At 44.5% G+C, this 22295-nt stretch carries 18 protein-coding genes; 14 read left to right on the forward strand and 4 right to left on the reverse strand.

Features of this window, described 5'->3' with window-relative positions:
* The first annotated feature begins 144 nt into the window (after positions 1-144).
* The 3 genes from HGO97_RS20935 (at position 145) to HGO97_RS20945 (ending at position 3198) form a co-directional block, all read left to right on the forward strand.
* Positions 145-894 carry a LytR/AlgR family response regulator transcription factor gene (locus HGO97_RS20935; RefSeq protein ID WP_216244938.1) on the forward strand — a complete coding sequence of 250 codons (750 nt, stop codon included), beginning with the start codon at positions 145-147 and terminating at the stop codon, positions 892-894.
* A gap of 92 nt (positions 895-986) precedes the next feature.
* Complete coding sequence (locus tag HGO97_RS24305) at positions 987-2198, forward strand: ATP-binding protein (protein ID WP_216244939.1); 1212 nt, start codon at positions 987-989, stop codon at positions 2196-2198.
* Between the two features lie 64 nt (positions 2199-2262).
* Positions 2263-3198, forward strand: coding sequence for a hypothetical protein (locus tag HGO97_RS20945; protein ID WP_216244940.1), 936 nt, complete (start codon positions 2263-2265; stop codon positions 3196-3198).
* A gap of 198 nt (positions 3199-3396) precedes the next feature.
* On the opposite strand, the gene HGO97_RS20950 is transcribed toward HGO97_RS20945, so the two are convergent.
* The 4 genes from HGO97_RS20950 to HGO97_RS20965 form a co-directional block, all read right to left on the reverse strand.
* Positions 3397-4941, reverse strand: coding sequence for a hypothetical protein (locus tag HGO97_RS20950; protein WP_216244941.1), 1545 nt, complete (start codon positions 4939-4941; stop codon positions 3397-3399).
* Between the two features lie 286 nt (positions 4942-5227).
* Positions 5228-5932, reverse strand: coding sequence for a hypothetical protein (locus tag HGO97_RS20955; protein WP_216244944.1), 705 nt, complete (start codon positions 5930-5932; stop codon positions 5228-5230).
* A complete protein-coding gene (locus tag HGO97_RS20960; RefSeq protein ID WP_216244946.1) occupies positions 5929-8778 on the reverse strand; it encodes a hypothetical protein in 2850 nt (949 codons plus the stop codon). The genes HGO97_RS20955 and HGO97_RS20960 overlap by 4 nt, the downstream gene beginning before the upstream one ends.
* 139 nt (positions 8779-8917) lie before the next feature.
* Positions 8918-9268, reverse strand: coding sequence for a hypothetical protein (locus HGO97_RS20965; RefSeq protein ID WP_216244948.1), 351 nt, complete (start codon positions 9266-9268; stop codon positions 8918-8920).
* Positions 9269-9493: 225 nt separating this feature from the next.
* Here HGO97_RS20965 and HGO97_RS20970 point away from each other — a divergent pair, with 225 nt between their 5' ends.
* The 11 genes from HGO97_RS20970 (at position 9494) to HGO97_RS21020 (ending at position 22178) form a co-directional block, all read left to right on the forward strand.
* The gene (locus HGO97_RS20970) at positions 9494-10069 is read left to right on the forward strand and encodes a glycerol-3-phosphate responsive antiterminator (RefSeq protein WP_216244950.1); all 576 of its coding nucleotides are present in this window, start codon (positions 9494-9496) and stop codon (positions 10067-10069) included.
* A gap of 62 nt (positions 10070-10131) precedes the next feature.
* Positions 10132-11631 (forward strand): glycerol kinase GlpK, encoded by a 1500-nt coding sequence (gene glpK, locus HGO97_RS20975; protein WP_216244952.1) that lies wholly within the window; start codon positions 10132-10134, stop codon positions 11629-11631.
* 11 nt (positions 11632-11642) lie between these two features.
* Positions 11643-12134 (forward strand): L-2-amino-thiazoline-4-carboxylic acid hydrolase, encoded by a 492-nt coding sequence (locus tag HGO97_RS20980; RefSeq protein WP_216244954.1) that lies wholly within the window; start codon positions 11643-11645, stop codon positions 12132-12134.
* Positions 12135-12366: 232 nt separating this feature from the next.
* Complete coding sequence (locus HGO97_RS20985) at positions 12367-13803, forward strand: NAD(P)/FAD-dependent oxidoreductase (protein ID WP_216244956.1); 1437 nt, start codon at positions 12367-12369, stop codon at positions 13801-13803.
* Positions 13804-13902: 99 nt separating this feature from the next.
* Positions 13903-15210 carry an NAD(P)/FAD-dependent oxidoreductase gene (locus tag HGO97_RS20990; protein WP_216244958.1) on the forward strand — a complete coding sequence of 436 codons (1308 nt, stop codon included), beginning with the start codon at positions 13903-13905 and terminating at the stop codon, positions 15208-15210.
* A gap of 3 nt (positions 15211-15213) precedes the next feature.
* Positions 15214-15579: a DUF1667 domain-containing protein gene (locus tag HGO97_RS20995; RefSeq protein ID WP_216244960.1), complete on the forward strand. Its 366-nt coding sequence runs from the start codon at positions 15214-15216 to the stop codon at positions 15577-15579.
* 72 nt (positions 15580-15651) lie between these two features.
* Positions 15652-18579 carry an insulinase family protein gene (locus HGO97_RS21000; RefSeq protein WP_216244962.1) on the forward strand — a complete coding sequence of 976 codons (2928 nt, stop codon included), beginning with the start codon at positions 15652-15654 and terminating at the stop codon, positions 18577-18579.
* Positions 18580-18670: 91 nt separating this feature from the next.
* A complete protein-coding gene (gene era / locus HGO97_RS21005; RefSeq protein ID WP_216244964.1) occupies positions 18671-19570 on the forward strand; it encodes a GTPase Era in 900 nt (299 codons plus the stop codon).
* Between the two features lie 135 nt (positions 19571-19705).
* Complete coding sequence (locus HGO97_RS21010; RefSeq protein WP_216244965.1) at positions 19706-19915, forward strand: hypothetical protein; 210 nt, start codon at positions 19706-19708, stop codon at positions 19913-19915.
* Positions 19881-20597, forward strand: a complete 717-nt coding sequence (recO, locus tag HGO97_RS21015; protein WP_216244993.1) for a DNA repair protein RecO — start codon at positions 19881-19883, stop codon at positions 20595-20597. The genes HGO97_RS21010 and recO overlap by 35 nt, the downstream gene beginning before the upstream one ends.
* A 189-nt stretch (positions 20598-20786) precedes the next feature.
* Positions 20787-22178, forward strand: coding sequence for a glycine--tRNA ligase (locus HGO97_RS21020; RefSeq protein WP_168866410.1), 1392 nt, complete (start codon positions 20787-20789; stop codon positions 22176-22178).
* The last annotated feature ends 117 nt before the right edge of the window (positions 22179-22295 follow it).

The following is a 22295-nucleotide window of genomic DNA, read 5'->3' on the forward strand; positions in this document are numbered from 1 at the left end:
AATGCTGTTATCAGGACAGTAAAAATGGTTTATTATATAGACATGTGGATGTCCAATAACTGTCAAATATTGTAAAATAATTTGCAGGTAAAAAGGTTTTAATGTATAATCAATGGTAAAAATTACCAAGAGGAAGTTCCGCAAATGAAAATTGCAATTATAGATGATTTAAAAATGGACAGAGAAAAAGCTGCATTATTTCTACATAAATATTTTGCTGGTAATTTCCCTACGATTGCCCTGGAGATTGATATGTATGAAAATGGTGAGACATTTCTGCATAGCTATCAGCCCGGCACTTATCAGATCATATTAATCGATTATTATATGGATCAACTTTCCGGTCTGGATCTTGCAAAGTATATCCGCGGTGCCGGCGACCCGGCCATCCTGATTTTTGTTACAATCAGCCGGGATTATGCCATAGCGGGCTATAAAGTCAAAGCTTCTGGTTACCTGGTAAAGCCCTTTGCCTATCAGGAACTGGCGGAATTACTCTCTCTTCTGGAGATAGAGGCATGGCATCAGCAGGAATATATCGAGTTCGTGAACGGTTACAGGACTTGTCGTGTTTTTCTTGAAGATATTGCATACTGCGATATTTCCGGGCACTACGCCCAGATACATACTCTGGATCGGAAAATGGAACGTACGAGAATGACATTCCATGAACTGACGCTTCAGCTTGAGTCATATCCACAGTTTTTAGGCTGTTACAGAGGCTGCATTGTGAATATGGATCATATTGAGAACCTGGATGAATTCTGTTTTATATTGGTCAATGGGGAGCGGATTCCGATACGTCAGAAGGAACGCACAAAGATATTGCAGATGTACTCCGACTATATTTTCATGAAAACAAGAAAGCAGAACTTATGGACACCACATTCGTAGATGTTTTACAAATATTTTTATATCAATTAATAGATTTGATTCCCAACTTAGTATTGGCCTTTTGCGCGTTTGGAAAAGAGATACGTTTTTCCGTGAGGACAAATGTAGTTCTGTGCTTCCTGATCTATGTCATGCTCTCTGCCAGCAGAGTGATCGCATTGACGAATCCTCTTTATGCGGTGTTCATGTCAGTCATCTGGATCGTGATTTATTTAGGCTTTTACCGCTTCAGTATTCGTGCAAAGCTTTCTAAGCTTTTGTTCGTTTTGCTGACACTGCTCAATTATGGCAGTTTTACCGTGATATTAGTAAACTATTTTTCATTTTACGTGTTTCGAGATGCAGCAGGATATCCGTATTCATTTGGGTCCAGCCTGATTTATGCGGTGGTTCTTTGCCTTTCCTATCCGTTCGTATACCAGTTGTTTCATAAAAAACTAAATCCATTGATGGAATTTCCGGCAAATACAAAGATTTGGAAGTTCCTGTGGCTGATTCCGGCAACCTTCTGTCTGGCATACTACTATAATCTTTATTCCAATGGTGGAATCATCGTATATGCAGGAAGTGTGAAAAATGTACTGTTCGCTGTCACCTTTAATGCAGGAGCTCTGTTCGTTACCTATCTTGTGTTGAGGCTTGTGGAGGACAGCAACGATAGACTGCGCCTGGAGAGGGAAAGTTACCAATTCAGCCTCCAGTCCATTCAATACAAGAATCTGAAAGCACAGATGGACGATGCCCGCCGGGCAAGACATGATCTGCGTCATACAGTGAATATTCTTCAGACATATTTAAATGATGGGAATACAAAAGGACTGCAGAATTATATCGAACAGTATCTGGAATCACTGCCCTCTGACAGTGCCAGGCTGTACAGTGATGACTATACGCTGAATGCACTTCTATCCATCTATGAAGAGAAGGCACGTAAAGAGCAGATTCGTTTTCAGGCGAATATCCAGTTGGAGGGGCGTGTTCCGCTTCCAGAACCGGATCAGGTCGTTCTCATCGGGAATCTTTTGGAGAATGCACTGGAAGCCTGCATAAGACAGAACAGCCGGGATTCCTATATTTCATTTACCATACGAAGAGAAGGAAAAGCCGTCGTAATTTTGGAGGATAATTCCTATGATGGTATCATGAAAGAGCAGGGAAAGACCCTCCAGTCTTCAAAAGAGAATCATACAGGGATCGGTGTCAGTTCCATCCAGAAGATAGTTGAGAAATATAATGGAATCTTAAAGTTTACACAGGATGATCATGTTTTCCAGCTATCTATGATACTTTTTCCAAAAAACTGACGCACCGCACATTCACATGCCATGGCAGGGGACAGATTATCCGCCAGTATGAAAGGAGTATTTCATGAAAAAAGCTTATCAACCAGGTGACATTTTAATCTTTAAAGCAGAAGATGATTTCTTGAGCAGATCCATTGCATGGCTGACCAATTCTGATGTTTCCCACAGTGCAATGTTCTATACCAAGGATTCTATTGTAGAAACAATTGCTCCGGGAGTGGTACAGAATCGGGTCTGCACAGGAAAAGGGGATTTTGCATACCTTTTGCGTCTGACTCCATCAAAAGATTCGGCACCCTTGATTCAGGCCGCAAAAAAGTATCTGGATGCAGGGACACAATATAATTTCCCGGCGCTTCTTTATCTGGGGGGCCTTCTTTTATGCCGCAGGATTACTCCGACGAAGAGGCTGTTATCTATTACAGAGAGAATCATGGATGCAGCATGCTTGGAATTGGATAAGCTTTTGCAGAGGCTTGCGAAGCATCCAGAGAACCGCTCCATGGTATGTTCTCAGTTTGTCTATCAGGTCTATGAGGATTGTGGAGAGGCGTATCGAATCCACATCCACGGAGCATTACAGAATGGATTCAAGCAGGACAATATGCTGCAAGAGACACATACGATCCGGCTGCTGGATCTTCAGGAACCTGCCGCAATCTCGCTGGCAGCCACTAAGGAGTCTGACCTTGACGCCGTTTCGGATGTAAAGTGCGTGATAAGAGATGTGGAGGAAGAGGAGAATCTCATTGCCCAGCTCTATCAGGCATTGTCAAGTGCAGATACAGAAAATTCCATCGCTATGGATTCCATCGAGAGGGATGGCTCTTTCGAAATGGTGCCGATTGTAAATAAATTTGCCGGAAAATTAAAGAAACTCACTCAGGTGCTGGGGATGGATGCTCCGATTGATTCTCTGTTCGTAGCACCTGCTGATTTTGTATATCATGCAGAAAATCTGGAGAATCTGGGAGAAATCCAGATAGAACGTATCCGCTGATCAATGAAAAAGAGGAACTTTTACGGGCGGCACTCATAAAACAGCATAAGAATGTTTTCGGGAAAGGGATGTCGCTTTAAGGATTAAAAAATCGTGCGATATCCCCCTCAAAAACGAGATTCTACTGCGTAACAAAATGAATTGTATTTGTTCCAAAAGTAGCTTCGCAGTATACGTGAGCACAGCAATAAAGCCTTGCTAAAAATAGCGTTTAAACTCTTCAACACATAATTTTATTTGATCGGAATACTTTTCTATTCCCTTTTGAACATCATGGACGAACACATTTATTTGTTCGTTTTGTGGTGCGGCGCCTTTCTTTTCCGAATAATAGATATTAAATTCCTCCATAGTATATCGGCTTATTTCAGTTTCATCTATTCCAATACTAAAAACAACTTTAGATACTGATGTATATAATTGCCTTATTGTATCCAATTCCCATGATGCAAGTAAGTTTTCAAAAGAAGCAATATCTTTATCACATTCAATTTTTAACTCATATGCGTTCATTACATATTGCACAAAAAGCTCCTTAGGTTTATCAATTGGTGGAAATTCTTGAAGCACATCATATTGCCTTTTGATAAGATAAAGCAAATTATGTAAAGCATACTTCTTCACCTGCGATATTTCTTCGTTTTTCTTTTTTCTAAAACCCAAAGAATAAATAAAGAAGCAAAAAGAAAAGACGACACCAGTGGAGCAAATATAGGTGATTATCTCTTTAACCCGTGGAATATCCATCGTAAAATTGAATGCGATAAGGTCTTTTAAAGAAACTTGGGAATTGCAAATAACAATTCCCAATATAGAAATCAAGAAGCCAATGATACACCATAGAATATAATAATTTGCTCTTTTCATATAATTATCTCCAATTTGCATTGATAGTTTATTTTTGAGCTTTTTCAAATTTTCCTTCATATCATTGTCAGTTAAACTAATCACAGTTGTGTACAGAAGATTGTTGTGTATAGCTGTAATTTTAGACAAGTAAATACCGGAAAACTTTATAATACTCCACTTCATTTTAATGTTCTCGGTTTTATTTCCTTTAACTCTTATAAAAACTTGTTCATAGGTATTATATAATGCTAATCCGTAAATCACAGGAAGATTAAGCAAGAGTAGTAATAATGGAAGCAAAAACTCTTTCAATGTTCTTAAATTAAAAAATCCCATAGGATTTTCGTATAAATGTTTACCTGAATTGATAATAAGGACAAAACCAAAAGCAACAAATATCCAATCAAAGAGTTGTTTGACTTTCCAATATTTCTGTTCTCGTGCAGCTAATGCATATAAAAGACCAATAAAAACAGTTACTGGTACAATGATGATTTCTGCAATTAAACCAAAAGTCCAAAAATTTATGACGAATTCAATAATTACAGCAATAGCTAAGTTATCTTTTATAAGTTTTGTAAAGAAATGATTATCTTTAGCTTTTTCAATGGTTTTAACAAATAAAGGTAGTTCAATGAATAGAACCCAAAAAATTGTATCTTTCAGTAATGATATTGACCAAAATCCTATGGCGTACAAGAAATATGTCATCAAGCATAAATGAAATAAAAAAACGACATAAAAAACAACAAATTTGTGACAAAACAGTATTGGAATAACGGAGTTCAAAAATTGTTTTACAGGTTTTATAAAGATAGATATTATAACAGCAAGTGCAACCCAAATACTGATTGCAATCTCTCTATTATTAAATATATTTTGTAGTTCGCTCACCTACAATCTCTCCTTCAAATCAAGCTATACTTAGCATAACATAAATGTATATTATTAACAAACAAAAGTGATTTCTATCACCAACTGATTTTGGATAAATTTTTATCAAAAACAAAAAAACGAACATATCACTCGTGCGGCGATACGTTCGTTTTTTTACACCCTTTACGGGCAGCTACCTTAATTCAGTTTGTCGGTTAATACTGTTTTATGCGTAGCTACCTTTACGGCTCTCTTTTTATCCCTGCTGATAAAAGCAGACTTTTGATTCTATTTTTAAAGATAATTACCGTAATTCTTTCTTGATCTCTACCTGAATACTTCCGTAATTATCTTTATATCCGGCTCCATACCGCTGATAGATGTCGTCATTGGCGGTCAGGTATAAGCGTCCTTTGCGCGGCCCTAAAAAGGTCGAATGATTCCCGATATATTCGGCATTGCCATTCCCGATTTTTCCGACCAGACAGCCTTCATTGCGGCCAGGGAGTGCATACCCTGGTTTGGCGATAATACGGATGCCCTCTCCGTCACAGGAGGGCTGGCTTGGATTGATATTCCACAGTCCTCCTTTGTAGGTCACAGTAAGGAGTTCGTCGGAATCGACATCCACGCCCGTGTCATACCAATAGATTCTTGCATCGACAGTGACATAAGCAGGGTAAAGAATCTGTAAAGCCTTCGAAATATCCTCCTGAGGAAATACTTTTGTCAGGATTCGCTGCATTTCCTCTTTCGTTGTTTTCGGATAGATCCGTTCGTTCAGCAGAATTGCTCCCACCGTGACGGCCGGGTATTCCCCGGAGATTTTATGCATCGCACAGGCGATTTCTTCGGCATCCATATGATAGAATTCCTTCAGGATGATCGCAATTTCCAGAGGGGCATAGCTTTTCAATAATTCGGCGATCGATGCCTGCCAAGTCTCCGTAGAAATGGTTCTTGTATTGTAAGCTTCCATAATTTTTTCTAATTCTAATCTGATATTCATGTATTTTCTCCTTTATGTAAAATTTTTTCCAGTAGTCCATCGACATCCTCGTGGGTCAATCCCGCTCTCAATTCAAGCAGGGCGCTCTTGATCTCTTCCTCCTGGTATCCGGCATGCCACATGCAGTCCATGATATCCAGACAGGACAGATGTGGAAGTGCCTTGTCAATATGCTCCAGACAGACGGATGCACTGTCGCCCGAGGAAAAATGTTGTCTTGCAATGTCCTCCTTGGTGTCAGGGCGGTCATAAAATTCTAAGACTTTTTTTAGGATGCTGTAATCTCCAATGTCGACGTTACGTTTTTTTAATGCTTCATAGCAGTCCCGGATGCAGTATCCGGCTTGGCAGGCCCAACAGATTATCAGCGAGTCTGTAATCTCATAGAGGTAGATCTGATCTGACCAGTTACTGGATAGGGCTTCTTTTTGGTGAATCGCTTTTACCTGCAGATACAGCTTTCCGTAAACTGGAATGTCCAGAAGAGAGAAGGAAACGGGCATCTTTTGTGAGGCATCGATGTTCAGAATATCCTCTCTTCTTTCTCCGAAATCCCATATTAAATGGAGCTGATATCCGACGGCATCCTCTACTTTCTCGATTGTGAGATCCAGGAAAGCCTCTCGGATGTTTGCGTGAAATTGTGGACAGGATAGCTTTTCCTCTTCGCCCGTGGTGCCGCCCGGGGCGCTGCCTCCTGAGCCACTGCCGCCTGAACTGCTTCCGCCCGAACTGCTTCCGCCCGAACTGCCGCCGCCAGCGCCAGCTCCACCAGCCGCGGCCCCGCCAGCAGCCGCAGCGCCAGCTCCACCGGCCCCAGCCCCACCAGCCCCAGCCCCACCGGCACCGGCCCCACCAGCAGCCGCGCCGCCTCCGGCCGCACCACCGCCAGAGCCCCCGCCAGAACCGCCGCTGCCCCCAGATGGCTCCGTTCCAGGTTCAGGTTCTGTTCCCGGCTCCGTACCCGGTTGTGTCCCTGGCTTGACCTTCTCTAAGAGTTTGCTGACATTTTTTTCATTTACTAATTTCCGGCATAGGAGTCCGGCAGCATAATCCTCAAGCTGGTCGATAACAAGGATTTCCAGGATTTTTTCCAAGTCCTCAAAATGACTGTCATCGAACAGAAGCGAAATGAGAGAATCCAGGATGCCTGCCAGGATATCGACGACCTGATCATAAAGGTTCTGGAAAGAAAAATCCTTTCCGATCGTGATACTGATATCGGACGGAAGTTCTCTCGACAGTATGGTTTTTTGTGTCTGGTCTAAGACCAGAAGACTGCCGGTTAGGCCCAAAGTGACTGACTGTTCGGAACCATTGCCTCCCAGAGTCCCTTTGATGGCAGGCTTGAGCCGGAATTTTAGCTGCAGCTTGTTCTTCTCTCCTTTGATGCTTAAGGCTTTGCACTTTCCTCCTTTATTTGCGGCCTCAATATACTGTTCTAACCGTTTAATGAAATTCAGAGCTTCATTATAAAAAGGCACTTCTTCCAGGTTTTCCAGTTTGAATCCTTTGCTTTTGGAATAAATGATGGTCAGAGTCTTTCCGAATATGCTCTGCATGAATTCAGGCAGTGCGAGTTTCACACATAGGCTCCAATCGTTCACTGTACTGGTATACTCCACGGTGCCTGTCCCCAGATCTGTACCAAAGAAACAGAGACCGCCCTGGATCTTTGCGGTCTTTTCTTTTAGGGGACTATTTTTGTGGAAGGAAAAGGTGAACTCAGGACCGTGTTCCATATCATTTCCACAGATCTTTAGGATAGATAAATCCAGCGGAGCCGGAAAAATCAAAGCCGCTTCCAGAGCTTCGTCTGTTACTGTAAGGCTTCCGTTTAAAGCCAGTGTGGCAATCAGCGTGATCTCTGCATATAATAGGACGCCATAGCCCTTCTGATAGCTTGGATTTCCAGAAACAGGAAACATAAGTTTTTCGGGGGCAGAGCAGTAATAAAAGCGGGTGCCTGTTAGGAATTTCAAATCAAAGACATCCGCATCCCAGGTAAAGGATGGAAATATCACGCCCCACAAGGCGGCCAGGGAAAAACCGGAGTCTAATTGTACCTGTGCCAGGATGCTGCTGCCATCCTGAAAATAAATCTGGCCGCTTGTTTTGATCTGAGCAAAAATTACGCTGGCGGATAGATAATAGGTATGTTGTTCCGCCAAATGGGCGGTCTGATACGTGCATTCCATCTGGAATCTTATCTTGTCAAAACAAAGCTCGTCGACTCTTCCCGTAAATGGTCTTAAGATATCCAGTGGACCGACATTCTCAAGGGCCGCGCAGTATCCGGCATCGTCAAGCACCAGGTCCCCGCGAAATACAAAGGCTGTTTCCTCGATACACAGCCCGATCTGACCGGATAATGCAAAATATTTTGTATCTGTCAATTGATACTTTAATTTCACATCTTCAAAATGAAATATTTTCAGCAATTGAATAGAAGGGAGTGCCGCATAAAAATAGCTGTCCAGTCTATTTGGTGCTCTTTTGCAAAAGCACCCCAGCAGTGCCAGACGACTGCCGCCGTTATATCCTATCTTGAGAAGACTCGAAAAGACTTCAATATCGCAGAGGTCTGCAATGAGCCAGACACAGATGCATTTTCCCTTGACGAGTTCGCTTCCTTTTGTTAAGACGGAAACAGAGGTGCATACCTTAGAGTCTATGGTATCAAGCAGATGATAAACGGCGTTTTCGGCATCCTGTGGATCGGGCGGCATATTTAGAAAAAAGACGCCAAGATCTTCGACCCTGCAGTGTTCCAATATGCCAGTTCCTGTATCTCCCATAATGTCTTTGAGAAGGGTGCCTGCATCCAGGGTTTTTTGATCTTTCATCTGCAGATAAAAGGCCTGTGTATCCAGATTTCCCTCAAATCCTGCATGGACGGGCCATTCTTGTGATCCATTGAGAAATTTTCCTGTCTTAAGACTGATTGATATATGAAAGATCAATTTTTTACCCTTTCCGCTTTTCTTAGCTTTCCGTAGTGTCTTCTAGGAGATTGTTCTTTGTTTCTATAAATTTGCCGGTCTCCTTGTCATAGGCACCCTCTGTTACACTTGCCTGGAAGCTGTCGATATACTCCTCGATTCCTGCCAGCTCTATGATACTCTTAGGAGGCTGAATCTGTGCGTAGATATGATCCTTGTCACCGAAGGTGATCTGCATGACATTTTCACGTACCACGGCTTCCCCGGTTCCCGTCTCCTGGATGACTGCAAAATTAAATGGTTTTTCCATGGAGATAGATGTGGGAATATCCAGTCCCATATTATACATTGTGTTTGCATCCAGCTTTACCTTTAATTGAATCCCTATTTCCATTGTGCGTTCTCCTTTCTGAACTACCTCTTATGTGATTGACAGACTAAAAATCTTGTCGAATTGAGCATAACAAAGACGGATCTTATTTTACAAGAGTTTGGATGCAAGGGAGGGGATTCTGGCGTTTACTGGAAGGAAAAACTTTTATCTTCCGTTGCTTTTATATAGAATTAAATTTATAATGGATTACAGAGAAGATAGCATGAAAAACGAAGAAGAGGTGAAATGGTGAATCATTTTTATGACATCGTGGAAGGCAACCCCATGATCGCTGCCGTAAAGGACGAAAAAGGGCTGGAAAAAAGCTGCAAGATGGAAGAAATCAGAGTGATTTTTGTGTTATTCGGTGATATCTGTACCATAGGAAGTATTGTTGAGAGGATCAAAGCAGCAGGGAAGACGGCACTGGTGCACATCGATCTGGTCACTGGACTTAGCTCCAAGGAGATCACGGTCGATTTTATAAAGGAACATACACAGGCGGATGGAATCATCACGACGAAGCTTATGCTTGTGCACCGAGCAAAAGAGCTGTCTATGTATACGGTACTGCGTTTTTTTGTGATAGATTCTATGGCGTTGAAAAGTATTGAAAGCCTGGAGAAGCAAAAGGGCGGCAGACCGGATTTCATTGAGGTGCTTCCGGGAGTGATGCCGAAGGTATTAAAGAAAATCTGCGGACTCAGCCGGATTCCGGTCATTGCAGGTGGATTGATCGCGGATAAAGAGGATGTGATGGGCGCACTGGATGCGGGCGCAGTTGCCGTATCTACGACGAACCAGGATGTATGGATGCTTTAAGCATAAAGGGAGATAAAAAACAAAATCGATAAAACAAAAAGATGAAAAGGGAGGCTGCATTTATGGCGAAGTATGTGATGGCGCTGGATTCCGGGACGACCAGCAACAGGTGTATTCTGTTTAATGAAAAAGGTGAGATGTGCAGTATGGCACAGAAGGAATTTACCCAGTATTTCCCAAAACCGGGCTGGGTGGAGCACAATGCGGAGGAAATCTGGTCCAGCCAGCTTGAGGTGGCACAGCAGGCGATGGCAAATATCAATGCCACGGCGGCTGATGTTGCGGCAATTGGAATTACGAATCAGAGGGAGACAACGATTGTCTGGGACAAGGAATCCGGGGAACCCATTTATCAGGCCATTGTATGGCAGTGCAGGAGAACATCGGAGTATTGCGACAGCTTAAAAGACAAAGGGCTGACGGAGCAGTTTCGTAAGAAGACCGGACTTGTGATCGACGCCTATTTTTCCGGGACAAAGGTAAAATGGATTTTGGATCATGTAGAGGGAGCAAGAGAGCGGGCCGAAAGGGGCGAGCTTTTGTTCGGGACGGTAGAGACATGGCTGATCTGGAAGCTGACGAAGGGAGCGGTCCATGTGACGGATTACTCCAATGCGTCCAGGACCATGCTGTTTAATATCAATACTCTTACATGGGATGAGGAGATTCTCTCAGAGCTTGGAATTCCAGCTTGTATGCTGCCAGAGGCCAAGCCTTCAAGCTGTATTTACGGGGAAGCGGATGCTGGATTTTTCGGCGCACCGATTCCGATTGCCGGGGCAGCAGGGGATCAGCAGGCCGCGCTGTTCGGGCAGACATGTTTTGGGGAAGGCGAGGCAAAGAATACATATGGAACGGGCTGCTTCCTGCTGATGAATACCGGGGAAAAGCCAGTGTTTTCTAAGAATGGGCTTGTGACAACGATTGCCTGGGGCATGAATGGTAAGGTAAATTATGCATTGGAGGGATCGATTTTTGTTGCGGGGGCGGCCATCCAGTGGCTGCGGGATGAGATGCAGCTCATCGATTCCTCTCAGGTCTCCGAATATATGGCACAGAAGGTGGACGATACGAACGGATGTTATGTGGTCCCGGCATTCACCGGACTCGGTGCTCCACATTGGGATCAGTACGCCAGGGGCTCCATCGTGGGGCTGACGCGCGGAGTGAACAAGTATCACATTATCCGTGCTACATTAGAATCTTTGGCCTATCAGGTGAATGATGTACTTGAGGCCATGGAGGCGGATTCAGGAATCAAGCTTTCCGCCTTAAAGGTGGACGGCGGCGCCAGTGCGAATAATTTCCTTATGCAGACTCAGGCGAACTTAAGCAATGCTCCTGTCAAACGTCCGCAGTGCGTAGAGACAACAGCGATGGGAGCTGCATATCTGGCAGGAATCGCAGTCGGATACTGGAAGAATAAAGAAGAGGTTCTGTCCAACTGGGCGATCGACCGTGTATTTGAGCCAGATATCGAACCGGATGTGCGCAAAAAGATGCTACGCGGCTGGAATAAGGCTGTCAAGTATTCCTATGGATGGGCAAAGGATGACGAATAGGAGAAAAGAAGATGAGCAGAGTAAAAAATGAACCCAAAATAAAGAATGCCTTGATTACAGCTATCCGTGAACAACTTGAACATCGGGCGACGTGGCTCTATCTATTGTGTGATGAGGCCGGGAAGCGGGGACTGGAATGGAAGGACTTTGGAAGTGCGGCAATCAAGAGGTGCGGACTGAGCCAGGGAGCAGGTCTGGTCAAGAAAGGCGGAACAAAGGACTTTACCGGACTTCGAAAGACTTTGTTCACCAAGCCGGCACAGTGGGTGTTTGAGATGAAGATCAGGAAAAGTACTCCAGAAGTATTAGCAATCGATTTTCACTACTGTCCTCTGGTAAAGGCATGGCAGAAAGCTGGATGTACGGATGAAGAAATCGCGTTGCTGTGTGATATTGCGATGTGCGGAGACCACGGAATCGGCGAGGCTTACGGCGGAGAGTTGAAGCTGTTAAAAAGCATTGCCAAGGGGGATGAGGTGTGCAGGCTGTATTATCATAAATAGATAATTTGTAACTGTGCACAGTTACGATAATTCTTCAGTCATGGGGAGTTCTTTAAGATGTGGGTTGAAATTTAGCAGACCGGACGGTATAATAAGAATAGAAATGAATAGCGTATGCCTATGAGAACAGAGCCTGGCAGATGACATATCAGCAGATATGTTTATTTGTCAGGCTCTGTTTTTATGTACATTTAAATGTGGCTGATTCAGAAGATTTATGGGAGGTAAGAAAATGTATGACGTAATTATTATAGGTGCCGGTGTATCCGGCTGTGCAGTGGCGAGGGAATTATCCAGATATCAGGTCAAGGCCTGTGTGCTTGAGAAGGCAGAGGATGTCTGCTGCGGAACTTCGAAGGCGAACAGCGGGATCGTTCATGCAGGATATGATGCCATGCCGGGGACATTAATGGCGAAGCTCAATGTCCGCGGCAACCATTTGATGGGAGAACTGTCAGAGGAGCTGGATTTTCCATTTTCACGAAAAGGATCTCTGGTAATATGCAGGGAAAAGGATGGGCTTCACAGGTTAGAAGAATTAAAGGAACGGGGAGAGAAAAATGGAGTAGAGGGGCTAAAGATTCTGGACCGGGAACAGGTACTTGCCATAGAACCGAATGTGTCGAAGGACGTGATCGCCGCCCTTTATGCGCCAAGTGCCGGGCTTGTATGTCCGTTTAGTCTGAACATCGCACTTGCGGAGAATGCGAATGAAAATGGAATCGAATTTTATCTGGATACCGAGGTGCAAAAAATCAGGAAGACAGAACTAGGCTTTTGGGTCCAGACCTCCAGAGGTGATTATGAAACTAGATATATTGTAAACGCGGCAGGTGTCTATGCGGACCAGTTCCATAATATGGTGAGTGAGAAAAAACTTAACATTACCCCAAGAAAAGGGGAATACTATCTGCTTGATAAGAGCGCTGGGACACAGGTGACACGGACTATCTTCGCACTTCCTACAAACTTTGGGAAGGGAATCCTGGTCACTCCGACAATCCATGGAAATCTACTGGTCGGGCCGACAGCAGCGGACATCGAAGATAAAGAGGGAACCAATACAACTGCGGATGGTCTGGCAGCGATTGCAGAAAAGGCAGGACAAAATGTAAGCGGCCTTCCTCTTAAAAAAGTGATTACCAGTTTTGCAGGCCTGCGTGCCCATGAGGACGGACATGACTTTGTGATAGAAGAGGCAAATGACGCCCCAGGTTTTATCGATTGTGCGGGAATAGAATCTCCAGGGCTGACAAGTGCTCCGGCAATTGGGGAAATGGTCGCAGAAATTTTAAGAAAAAAGCTGGGACTGACAGAAAATCCACATTTTCAGGGCAGAAGAAAAGGAATTTTAGACCCCTCCAAGCTTTCGATGGAAGAACGTAACGAGTTGATTCAAAAGAACCCGGCCTATGGAAATATCATCTGTCGATGCGAGATGATTTCCGAAGGGGAGATTCTGGATTCGATCCACCGACCTTTAGGTGCGCGCTCGCTGGACGGGGTGAAACGCAGGACCAGAGCCGGAATGGGGCGGTGTCAATCAGGCTTCTGCTCCCCAAGGACGATGGAAATCCTCTCCAGAGAATGTGGAATCCCCATGGAGGAACTGACAAAATCAGGAGGGGAATCGAGGCTGATTGCAGGTACGAATAAAGATTCCTTTTAAACATAGCAGAGAACGCAGTGAAGCGGATCTTCAAAATTCGTTTTGGTTTGCGATGCAGACGAACAGTGTGAGATCAGATAGATGATAGGAGGCAGCAAAATGGAACAATATGAAATCGTAATTATCGGAGGCGGCCCCGCTGGGCTGGCGGCAGCAGTTTCTGCAAGAAACGCAGGAGCAGGCCAAATCCTGATACTGGAAAGAGATAAAGAGCTGGGGGGAATTCTGAACCAGTGTATTCACAATGGATTTGGTCTACATACATTTAAAGAAGAATTGACAGGACCGGAATATGCGGCACGTTTTATCAGCCAGGTTGAGGAATTGGGGATTGAATACCGCCTGCATACGATGGTCATGGACATCGACAGAAAAAAGGTCATTACCGCAATGAGCCGGGAAAAGGGAATGTATCAGATACAGGCCAAGGCAGTGATACTGGCGATGGGGTGCAGAGAGCGGCCGCGAGGTGCTTTGAACATACCCGGATACCGGCCTGCAGGAATCTATTCAGCAGGAACTGCACAGCGTCTGGTCAATATTGAGGGCTTACTGCCGGGCAGAAAGGTCGTAATCCTGGGTTCAGGAGATATCGGTCTGATTATGGCCAGAAGAATGACAATGGAGGGGGCCAGCGTGCAGGTGGTAGCTGAGCTGATGCCGTATTCAGGAGGATTAAAGAGGAATATTGTACAGTGTCTGGATGACTTTGGAATTCCTTTGAAGCTGAGCCATACGGTCATTGATATCAAGGGAAAAGAACGGGTGGAAGGAATTACATTGGCGGCTGTCGATGAAAAAGGAGTCCCGATTCCGGGAACAGAAGAGGAGTATGAGTGCGATACCCTTCTCTTATCGGTAGGACTGATCCCGGAAAATGAATTATCCTCCCAGATAGGGGTTACGTTGAATCCTGTGACCTCCGGGCCGATTGTGGATGAGAGCCTGGAAACGGATGTAGAAGGTGTTTTTGCCTGCGGAAATGTACTGCATGTGCATGATCTTGTTGATTTTGTGTCGGAGGAGGCTGCTGCTGCGGGGAAAAATGCAGCTCGGTATGTGGATAAGTTCTTAAAAAAAGAGAACATATATGGAAAAGAAGAGGCTGATCCTTACCATGGGCAGAGCCAGGCAGCCGTGTCGCTTATTCCCACAGGAGGCGTCCGCTATACCGTTCCGTCCATCATTCATCCTGACCGGATGCAGGAAGAACAGGTTGTCCGTTTTAGGGTAGGTAGGGTATACTATAACTGTTATATTAATGTATATTTGAATGGCGAACGGCTGCTGCACCGGAAACGTCCTGTGATGGCACCGGGAGAAATGGAGCAAATAAAGCTCAAGGAGTCTTGGTTCGCGAATGTGCCGAAAAACGCAGAGATGACGATTCAGATTGAGGAGGCATAGAAGATGGAGAAGAAAGAATTAGTCTGCATCGGCTGTCCGATGGGATGTGTGATGCAGGTCGAGATGGAGGGCGAAGAAGTCCTGTCTGTAAGTGGGAATACCTGTACAAAAGGGGAACGCTATGCAAGAAAAGAAGTGACAGATCCGACCCGGATCGTAACCACTACGGTGAAGGTGAAGAACGGTACGGCCGAAAGAGTACCTGTAAAGACAAAATCAGACATTCCGAAAGGGAAGATATTTGGCTGCTTAAGAGCGCTCAAAAATGTGGAAGCCATAGCGCCTGTGAGGATCGGAGATGTGATCCTTAAAAATGTGGCAGGCACAGGGGTCGATATCGTAGCTACAAAAGATGTGGAAGCAAGATAAGAGATAGCCCCCTTTTATTGTGTTTGGGAAGATGCTATAATAGGAGAATCGAATAAAAAAGAGAGGTGTACTATGAGTATTTTTGATTTGGATGCATATGAATTGATGCAGCAGGAAGATCTATCCGATTTAAAATCGAAAGGCTATCTTTTCAAACATAAAAAGAGTGGGGCAAGAGTCCTTTTAATGGAAAATGATGATGAAAATAAAGTATTTGCGATTGGGTTCCGTACGCCCCCGTCTGACAGCACGGGCGTTCCGCATATCATGGAGCATTCCGTTCTGTGTGGCTCTAAGGAGTTTCCGGTAAAGGACCCATTTGTAGAACTGGTGAAAGGTTCCTTGAACACATTTTTAAATGCCATGACTTACCCGGACAAGACCCTATATCCTGTGGCAAGCTGCAATGACAAGGATTTCCAGAACTTGATGCATGTTTATATGGATGCAGTGCTTTATCCGAATATTTATGAGCACGAGGAGATCTTCCGTCAGGAAGGCTGGAGCTATCAGCTAGATGAGGAAGATGCGAAGCTTAAGTATAACGGCGTGGTATATAATGAGATGAAGGGAGCCTTTTCCTCACCAGAGGGCGTGCTTGACCGGATGGTGCTCAACTCCCTGTTCCCGGATACTTCCTATGCGAATGAATCCGGCGGAGACCCGGATGTGATTCCTGAACTGAGTTATGAGCAGTTCCTGGATTTCCACAGGAAGTACTATCATCCGTCCAACAGCTATATCTATCTGTATGGCGACATGGATATGGAAGAAAAGCTGGACTGGCTGGATAAGAAGTATTTGAGCAAGTTCAATCAGATCGAGGTGGATTCCGCGATTCGTTACCAGAAGCCCTTTGACCAAGTAAAAGAGCTGGAGATGGAATACTCTATTTCCAGCGAGGAATCTGAGGAAGATAATACGTACCTTTCCTATAATAAGGTCATTGGGACAAGTCTGGATGAAAAGCTTTATCTGGCGTTCCAGATTCTGGACTATGCGCTTTTGTCCGCACCGGGCGCACCGTTAAAGAAGGCGCTTGTGGATGCAGGAATTGGAAAGGATATTATGGGCTCCTATGACAATGGAATTCTGCAGCCGATTTTTTCTGTGATCGCGAAGAATGCCAATCTTGATCAGAAGGAAGACTTTATCCGGGTGATCGAGGGTACTTTGAAAGACCTGGTGGAGAATGGAATCAATAAAAAAGCCCTTGAGGCAGGAATCAATTATCACGAGTTCCGTTTCCGTGAGGCTGACTTTGGAAATTATCCAAAAGGGCTTATGTATGGTCTTCAGTTATTTGACAGTTGGCTGTATGACGATGAAAAGCCATTTATCCACATGCAGGCGCTTCCGACGTTCGAGTTCTTAAAAGAGCAGATCAACACCGGATATTTTGAGCAGTTGATTCAACAATATCTGCTGGATAATCCCCACGCATCCATTGTGATCGTGAAGCCGGAAAAGGGAAGGACTGCCCGTATGGACAAGGCTCTGGAGGAAAAACTTCAAAGCTATAAGTTGAGCTTAAGTGAAGCGGAGGTTAAGAAGCTGGTCGAGGATACAAAGGCACTGGTCGAGTATCAGGAAGAGGAAGATTCGAAGGAGGATATGGAGAAGATTCCAGTCCTGGGCAGGGAAGACATTTCCAGAGAGATAGCTCCTATTTATAATGAGGAAAAAGACGTGGACGGGACGAAAACGATCTACCATGGTGTGGATACCAACGGGATCGGTTATGTCACCCTGATGTTCGATCTGTCTGGCGTGCCTCAGGAGAAGCTTGCATATGCAGGAATTCTGCAGGCAGTCTTAGGAATGATCGATACGAACCATTATGAGTATGGAGAACTGTTCAATGAGATCAATGTGCATACAGGAGGGATTGGGACATCCTTGGAATTGTATGCTGATGTGACCAAGGCCAAAGAAAAAGAATTCCGCGCGACGTTCGAGATCAAAGGTAAGGCACTGTATCCGAAGCTGGATGTGCTCTTTCAAATGATGCGCGAGATTTTGATGGAGTCGAAGTTAGATGATGAGAAGCGTCTGAAAGAAATCCTGGCAATGCTCAAGTCCAGGCTGCAGATGAGCTTCTTATCCTCCGGGCATACGACAGCAGCATTGCGGGCTTTGTCCTACGATTCTCCGCTCGCGAAGTTCAAGGATGATGTGGATGGAATCGGTTACTATCAGGTGATCAAAGAAATCGAAGAGCATTTTGAGGAAAAGAAGGACGAACTGATCGCGAACCTAAAAGAGTTGGCAGCAACGCTTTTTAGAGCAGACAATATGATGGTAAGCTATACAGCGTCAGAAGAGGGGCTTAAGCCAGCTTGTCAGGAGATCAAAAAGATAGCACAAAGCCTGCATGAAGAGCCTAAGACTAAGGAGACTCCATGTATCATACACTGTGAGAAGAAAAATGAAGGCTTCAAGACATCCTCGAAGGTGCAGTATGTGGCAAGAGTCGGGAACTTTATTGACAGGGGCGTGGATTATGACGGAGCGCTCCAGATTTTAAAAGTAATCTTAAGCTACGATTATCTGTGGCAGAATGTCCGCGTAAAGGGCGGTGCATATGGCTGTATGAGCAGCTTCAACAGAATCGGTGAGGGGTACTTCATTTCTTACCGTGACCCGAATTTAGAGAAAACGATCGAGGTCTATGAAGGAATCGTGGATTACCTGAAGAATTTTACTGTAGATGATCGGGACATGAATAAATATGTGATCGGTACGATCAGCAATATTGACCGTCCGATGACTCCTGCAGCAAAAGGAGACCGTTCCATGAACCTGTATATGAATCATGTCTCAAAGGAGATGATTCAAAAAGAGAGGATGCAGATTCTGGAAGCACAACAGGAAGATATACGCAGGCTGGCACAAGTGGTAGAGGCCGTGCTGGCAGCAGATCTGCTCTGCGTGATCGGTGGAGAAGAGAAGATTGAGGAACAGAAAGAGCTGTTTATCGAGGTGAAAAATTTATTTTAACCTCACCAAGGAAAGGACAAAGCGGATTTTGAATATCCGCTTTGTCCCTTATCATGAAAGATCATATGATGTGTAAATGAGAGGAGAATGTATGAACGAAAATTACAAGTCAGGTTTTGTAACTTTGATTGGACGTCCGAATGTGGGGAAATCTACGCTGATGAATCAGTTGATCGGGCAGAAGATCGCGATTACGTCAAATAAGCCACAGACGACAAGGAACCGTATCCAGACGGTCCTGACGACGGATGAGGGGCAGATTGTATTTGTAGATACACCGGGGATACATAAGGCAAAGAATAAGCTTGGCGAGTATATGGTGAATGTGGCAGAGAAGACTCTGAACGAAGTCGATGTGGTATTGTGGCTCGTGGAGCCAACTGATTTTATCGGTGCGGGCGAACAGCATATTATAGAGAAGCTGAAGAATGTAATGACACCGGTCATCCTGGTCATTAATAAGATCGATATGGTAAAGAGAGAGGAAATCCTGACCTTTATCGATGTCTACCGCAAGGAATATGATTTTGCGGAAATCGTTCCGGTCTCTGCTAGAAATGGGGATAACACGGATGAGCTTGTCAAGGTCATCATGCAGTACCTTCCTTATGGTCCGCAGTTCTATGATGAGGATACGATTACAGACCAGCCGGAGCGGCAGATTGTAGCAGAATTGATTCGTGAGAAGGCTCTGCACTGTCTGCAGGAGGAAATCCCGCACGGGATCGCCGTAGCGATCGACAGCATGAAGATGCAGAAAAAGGTGATGCATATTGACGCAACGATCATCTGTGAGCGGGATTCTCATAAGGGAATTATTATCGGAAAGCAGGGAAGCATGTTGAAAAAAATCGGCAGCACGGCACGGTTCGAGATTGAACGGCTGCTGGACTGCAAGGTCAATTTAAAGCTTTGGGTCAAAGTACAGAAAAACTGGCGCGACAGTGATTTTCTGATGAAGAACTTTGGCTACCGTGAGGATGAAAATTAGTGTCAAGGCTTTTGGCTGAAAAAGTACTGGCAGATTTTACGTCGTATACTGCGCCGCCATATCGGAGAACCTAAATATATACTTATTGAGCTGCGAATGGCTGATAAGGCATACTTATGAAACAGAGGTGATCTGATGGAGAAGGAATACTGGCAGCAGTTTACGGCCACCGGGAAAGTGGAGGATTATTTGCATTATAAGATGACAGGCAGCAAAGATGACGCTGTATCTGCATCCGGGGCAGCAAAAGGACTTGAAAAGGAAAGAAGTATTGGGGTAAGAGATTGTGAATCAGATTGTACTGACGGGAATGGTGCTGTCTACAGCTCCGGTTGGAGAGTATGACAGAAGAGTAGTGATTTTGACAAAAGAACAGGGAAAGATTGCCGCATTCGCCAAAGGCTCCAGACGTCCGAACAGTCCTTTGGTGGGGGCGGTCAATCCGTTTTCCTTTGGGGAATTCACCATGTATGAAGGGCGGACCTCCCATACGATCCAGTCTGCCAATATCACCAATTATTTTTCTGAATTGCGGAATGATATGATCGGTGCATACTATGGTTTTTATTTTCTCGAATTCGCCAATTATTATACCAAGGAATTTAACGATGAGCGGGAGATGCTAAAGCTTTTATATCAGACCTTAAAGGCTCTTTCCAATCCGCATATCCCCAATAGGCTCATCCGCTACATATTCGAACTCCGGGCATATTCGATCAATGGGGAGGGACCTGAGGTTTTCCAGTGCGTGACTTGTGGAAGTAAGGATCGGCCCGCTGTATTCAGTGTCAGAAAGGGCGGACTTGTGTGCAGCGAATGTGACAGGGATGTTATCGACGGAATCCGCCTGGATCAGTCTACTTTATATAGTATGCAATATATTGAGACGAGTAAAATAGAGAAGCTCTACACGTTTAATGTGAAAGAGGGAGTGTTGGAACAGCTCGCAAAAGTCATGGACAGATACCGGGATGTATATGTGGATAAGAGATTTAAATCATTGGAAATACTGGAGACCCTATTATAGCCCGGAATGTGTGGAAGGTTCTAGTTGGATAGAAGTCAGCAAATAGCTTCTGACTTTTATCTGACTGTGAACAGGAACCAGAATGTAAGAATATTTCCCCATGAATTCCCAAATAGCTTGAAAAATTAGGAATTAGCCCTTATAATAGTTAGCAATCGAGATGAAAAAAAGAATGTGAGGAGCAGTATTATGGTAGAAAAGACAATGGAAAAAATTGTAGCTCTTGCGAAAACAAGGGGATTTGTATACCCTGGTTCTGAGATTTATGGAGGGTTGGCCAACACTTGGGATTATGGCAATCTTGGTGTAGAGCTGAAGAATAATGTAAAAAGGGCATGGTGGAAGAAATTCATCCAGGAATCTCCTTACAATGTAGGAGTTGACTGTGCGATCCTGATGAACCCACAGACTTGGGTAGCATCTGGACACCTTGGTGGATTCTCTGATCCTCTGATGGATTGCCGTGAATGCCACGAGCGTTTCCGCGCAGATAAACTGATCGAGGATTTCTGCAAGGACAATGGAATTGCAATTGAGGGTGCAGTCGATGCATGGTCACAGGAGCAGATGACAGCATTTATTGACGAGCACAATATCCCATGTCCGTCCTGTGGAAAGCATAACTTTACAGATATCCGTCAGTTCAACCTGATGTTCAAGACTTTCCAGGGCGTGACAGAGGATGCTAAGAACACGGTCTATTTAAGACCTGAGACAGCACAGGGAATTTTTGTAAACTTTAAAAATGTACAGAGAACATCCAGAAAGAAGATTCCATTTGGTATCGGACAGATCGGTAAGTCTTTCAGAAATGAGATTACGCCTGGTAACTTTACATTCCGTACAAGAGAATTCGAGCAGATGGAATTGGAATTCTTCTGTGAGCCGGGCACAGACCTTGAGTGGTTCGCATACTGGAAGCAGTTCTGCCTTGATTGGCTGCATTCACTGGGAATGAAGGATGATGAGATCAGATACCGTGACCACGATAAAGAGGAGCTTTCCTTCTACAGTAAAGCAACGACCGATGTGGAATTTTTATTCCCATTCGGATGGGGCGAGCTGTGGGGAATTGCTGACAGAACAGATTATGACCTGACACAGCATCAGGAGGTCTCCAAGCAGGATATGTCCTATTTTGATGATGAAAAGAAAGAGAAATACATTCCTTATGTAATCGAGCCGTCACTGGGCGCTGACCGTATGGTACTTGCATTCCTCTGCAGTGCATATGATGAAGAAGAGCTGGAAGGCGGAGACATGCGTACAGTCCTTCATTTCCATCCGGCACTTGCACCAGTGAAGATCGGTGTGCTTCCATTATCCAAGAAGCTGAACGAGGGTGCTGAAAAAGTATATGCTGAGTTATCCAAGCTGTACAACTGTGAGTTCGATGACCGCGGCAATATCGGAAAGCGTTATCGTCGTCAGGATGAGATCGGAACACCTTTCTGTGTGACATACGATTTCGATTCCGAAGAGGATGGAGCAGTTACCGTGCGTGACAGAGATTCTATGGAGCAGGAAAGAGTGAAGATCGAAGATCTGAAGGCTTACTTTGAAGAAAAACTCAGCTTCTAGGATCGTGCACATTACTTCGCTGTGCGCAAAGGACAGGTTTTAAGAGTGAATGATATATGGAATCCCGTATGGAGGATTCATACAGGATGATACAATTTAGGGACGTACTCTTTTTTG

The organism is Faecalicatena faecalis (assembly GCF_012524165.2).
GTDB lineage: Bacteria > Bacillota > Clostridia > Lachnospirales > Lachnospiraceae > Faecalicatena_A > Faecalicatena_A faecalis.

Coding starts and splice junctions, on each gene's coding strand:
- HGO97_RS20935 (WP_216244938.1), top strand. CDS start 145: ATGAAAATTGCAATTATAGATGATTTAAAAATGGACAGAGAAAAAGCT.
- HGO97_RS20945 (WP_216244940.1), top strand. CDS start 2,263: ATGAAAAAAGCTTATCAACCAGGTGACATTTTAATCTTTAAAGCAGAA.
- HGO97_RS20955 (WP_216244944.1), bottom strand. CDS start 5,932: ATGAATATCAGATTAGAATTAGAAAAAATTATGGAAGCTTACAATACA.
- HGO97_RS20960 (WP_216244946.1), bottom strand. CDS start 8,778: ATGAAAGATCAAAAAACCCTGGATGCAGGCACCCTTCTCAAAGACATT.
- HGO97_RS20965 (WP_216244948.1), bottom strand. CDS start 9,268: ATGGAAATAGGGATTCAATTAAAGGTAAAGCTGGATGCAAACACAATG.
- HGO97_RS20970 (WP_216244950.1), top strand. CDS start 9,494: ATGGTGAATCATTTTTATGACATCGTGGAAGGCAACCCCATGATCGCT.
- glpK (WP_216244952.1), top strand. CDS start 10,132: ATGGCGAAGTATGTGATGGCGCTGGATTCCGGGACGACCAGCAACAGG.
- HGO97_RS20980 (WP_216244954.1), top strand. CDS start 11,643: ATGAGCAGAGTAAAAAATGAACCCAAAATAAAGAATGCCTTGATTACA.
- HGO97_RS20985 (WP_216244956.1), top strand. CDS start 12,367: ATGTATGACGTAATTATTATAGGTGCCGGTGTATCCGGCTGTGCAGTG.
- HGO97_RS20990 (WP_216244958.1), top strand. CDS start 13,903: ATGGAACAATATGAAATCGTAATTATCGGAGGCGGCCCCGCTGGGCTG.
- HGO97_RS20995 (WP_216244960.1), top strand. CDS start 15,214: ATGGAGAAGAAAGAATTAGTCTGCATCGGCTGTCCGATGGGATGTGTG.
- HGO97_RS21000 (WP_216244962.1), top strand. CDS start 15,652: ATGAGTATTTTTGATTTGGATGCATATGAATTGATGCAGCAGGAAGAT.
- era (WP_216244964.1), top strand. CDS start 18,671: ATGAACGAAAATTACAAGTCAGGTTTTGTAACTTTGATTGGACGTCCG.
- HGO97_RS21010 (WP_216244965.1), top strand. CDS start 19,706: ATGGAGAAGGAATACTGGCAGCAGTTTACGGCCACCGGGAAAGTGGAG.
- recO (WP_216244993.1), top strand. CDS start 19,881: ATGGTGCTGTCTACAGCTCCGGTTGGAGAGTATGACAGAAGAGTAGTG.
- HGO97_RS21020 (WP_168866410.1), top strand. CDS start 20,787: ATGGTAGAAAAGACAATGGAAAAAATTGTAGCTCTTGCGAAAACAAGG.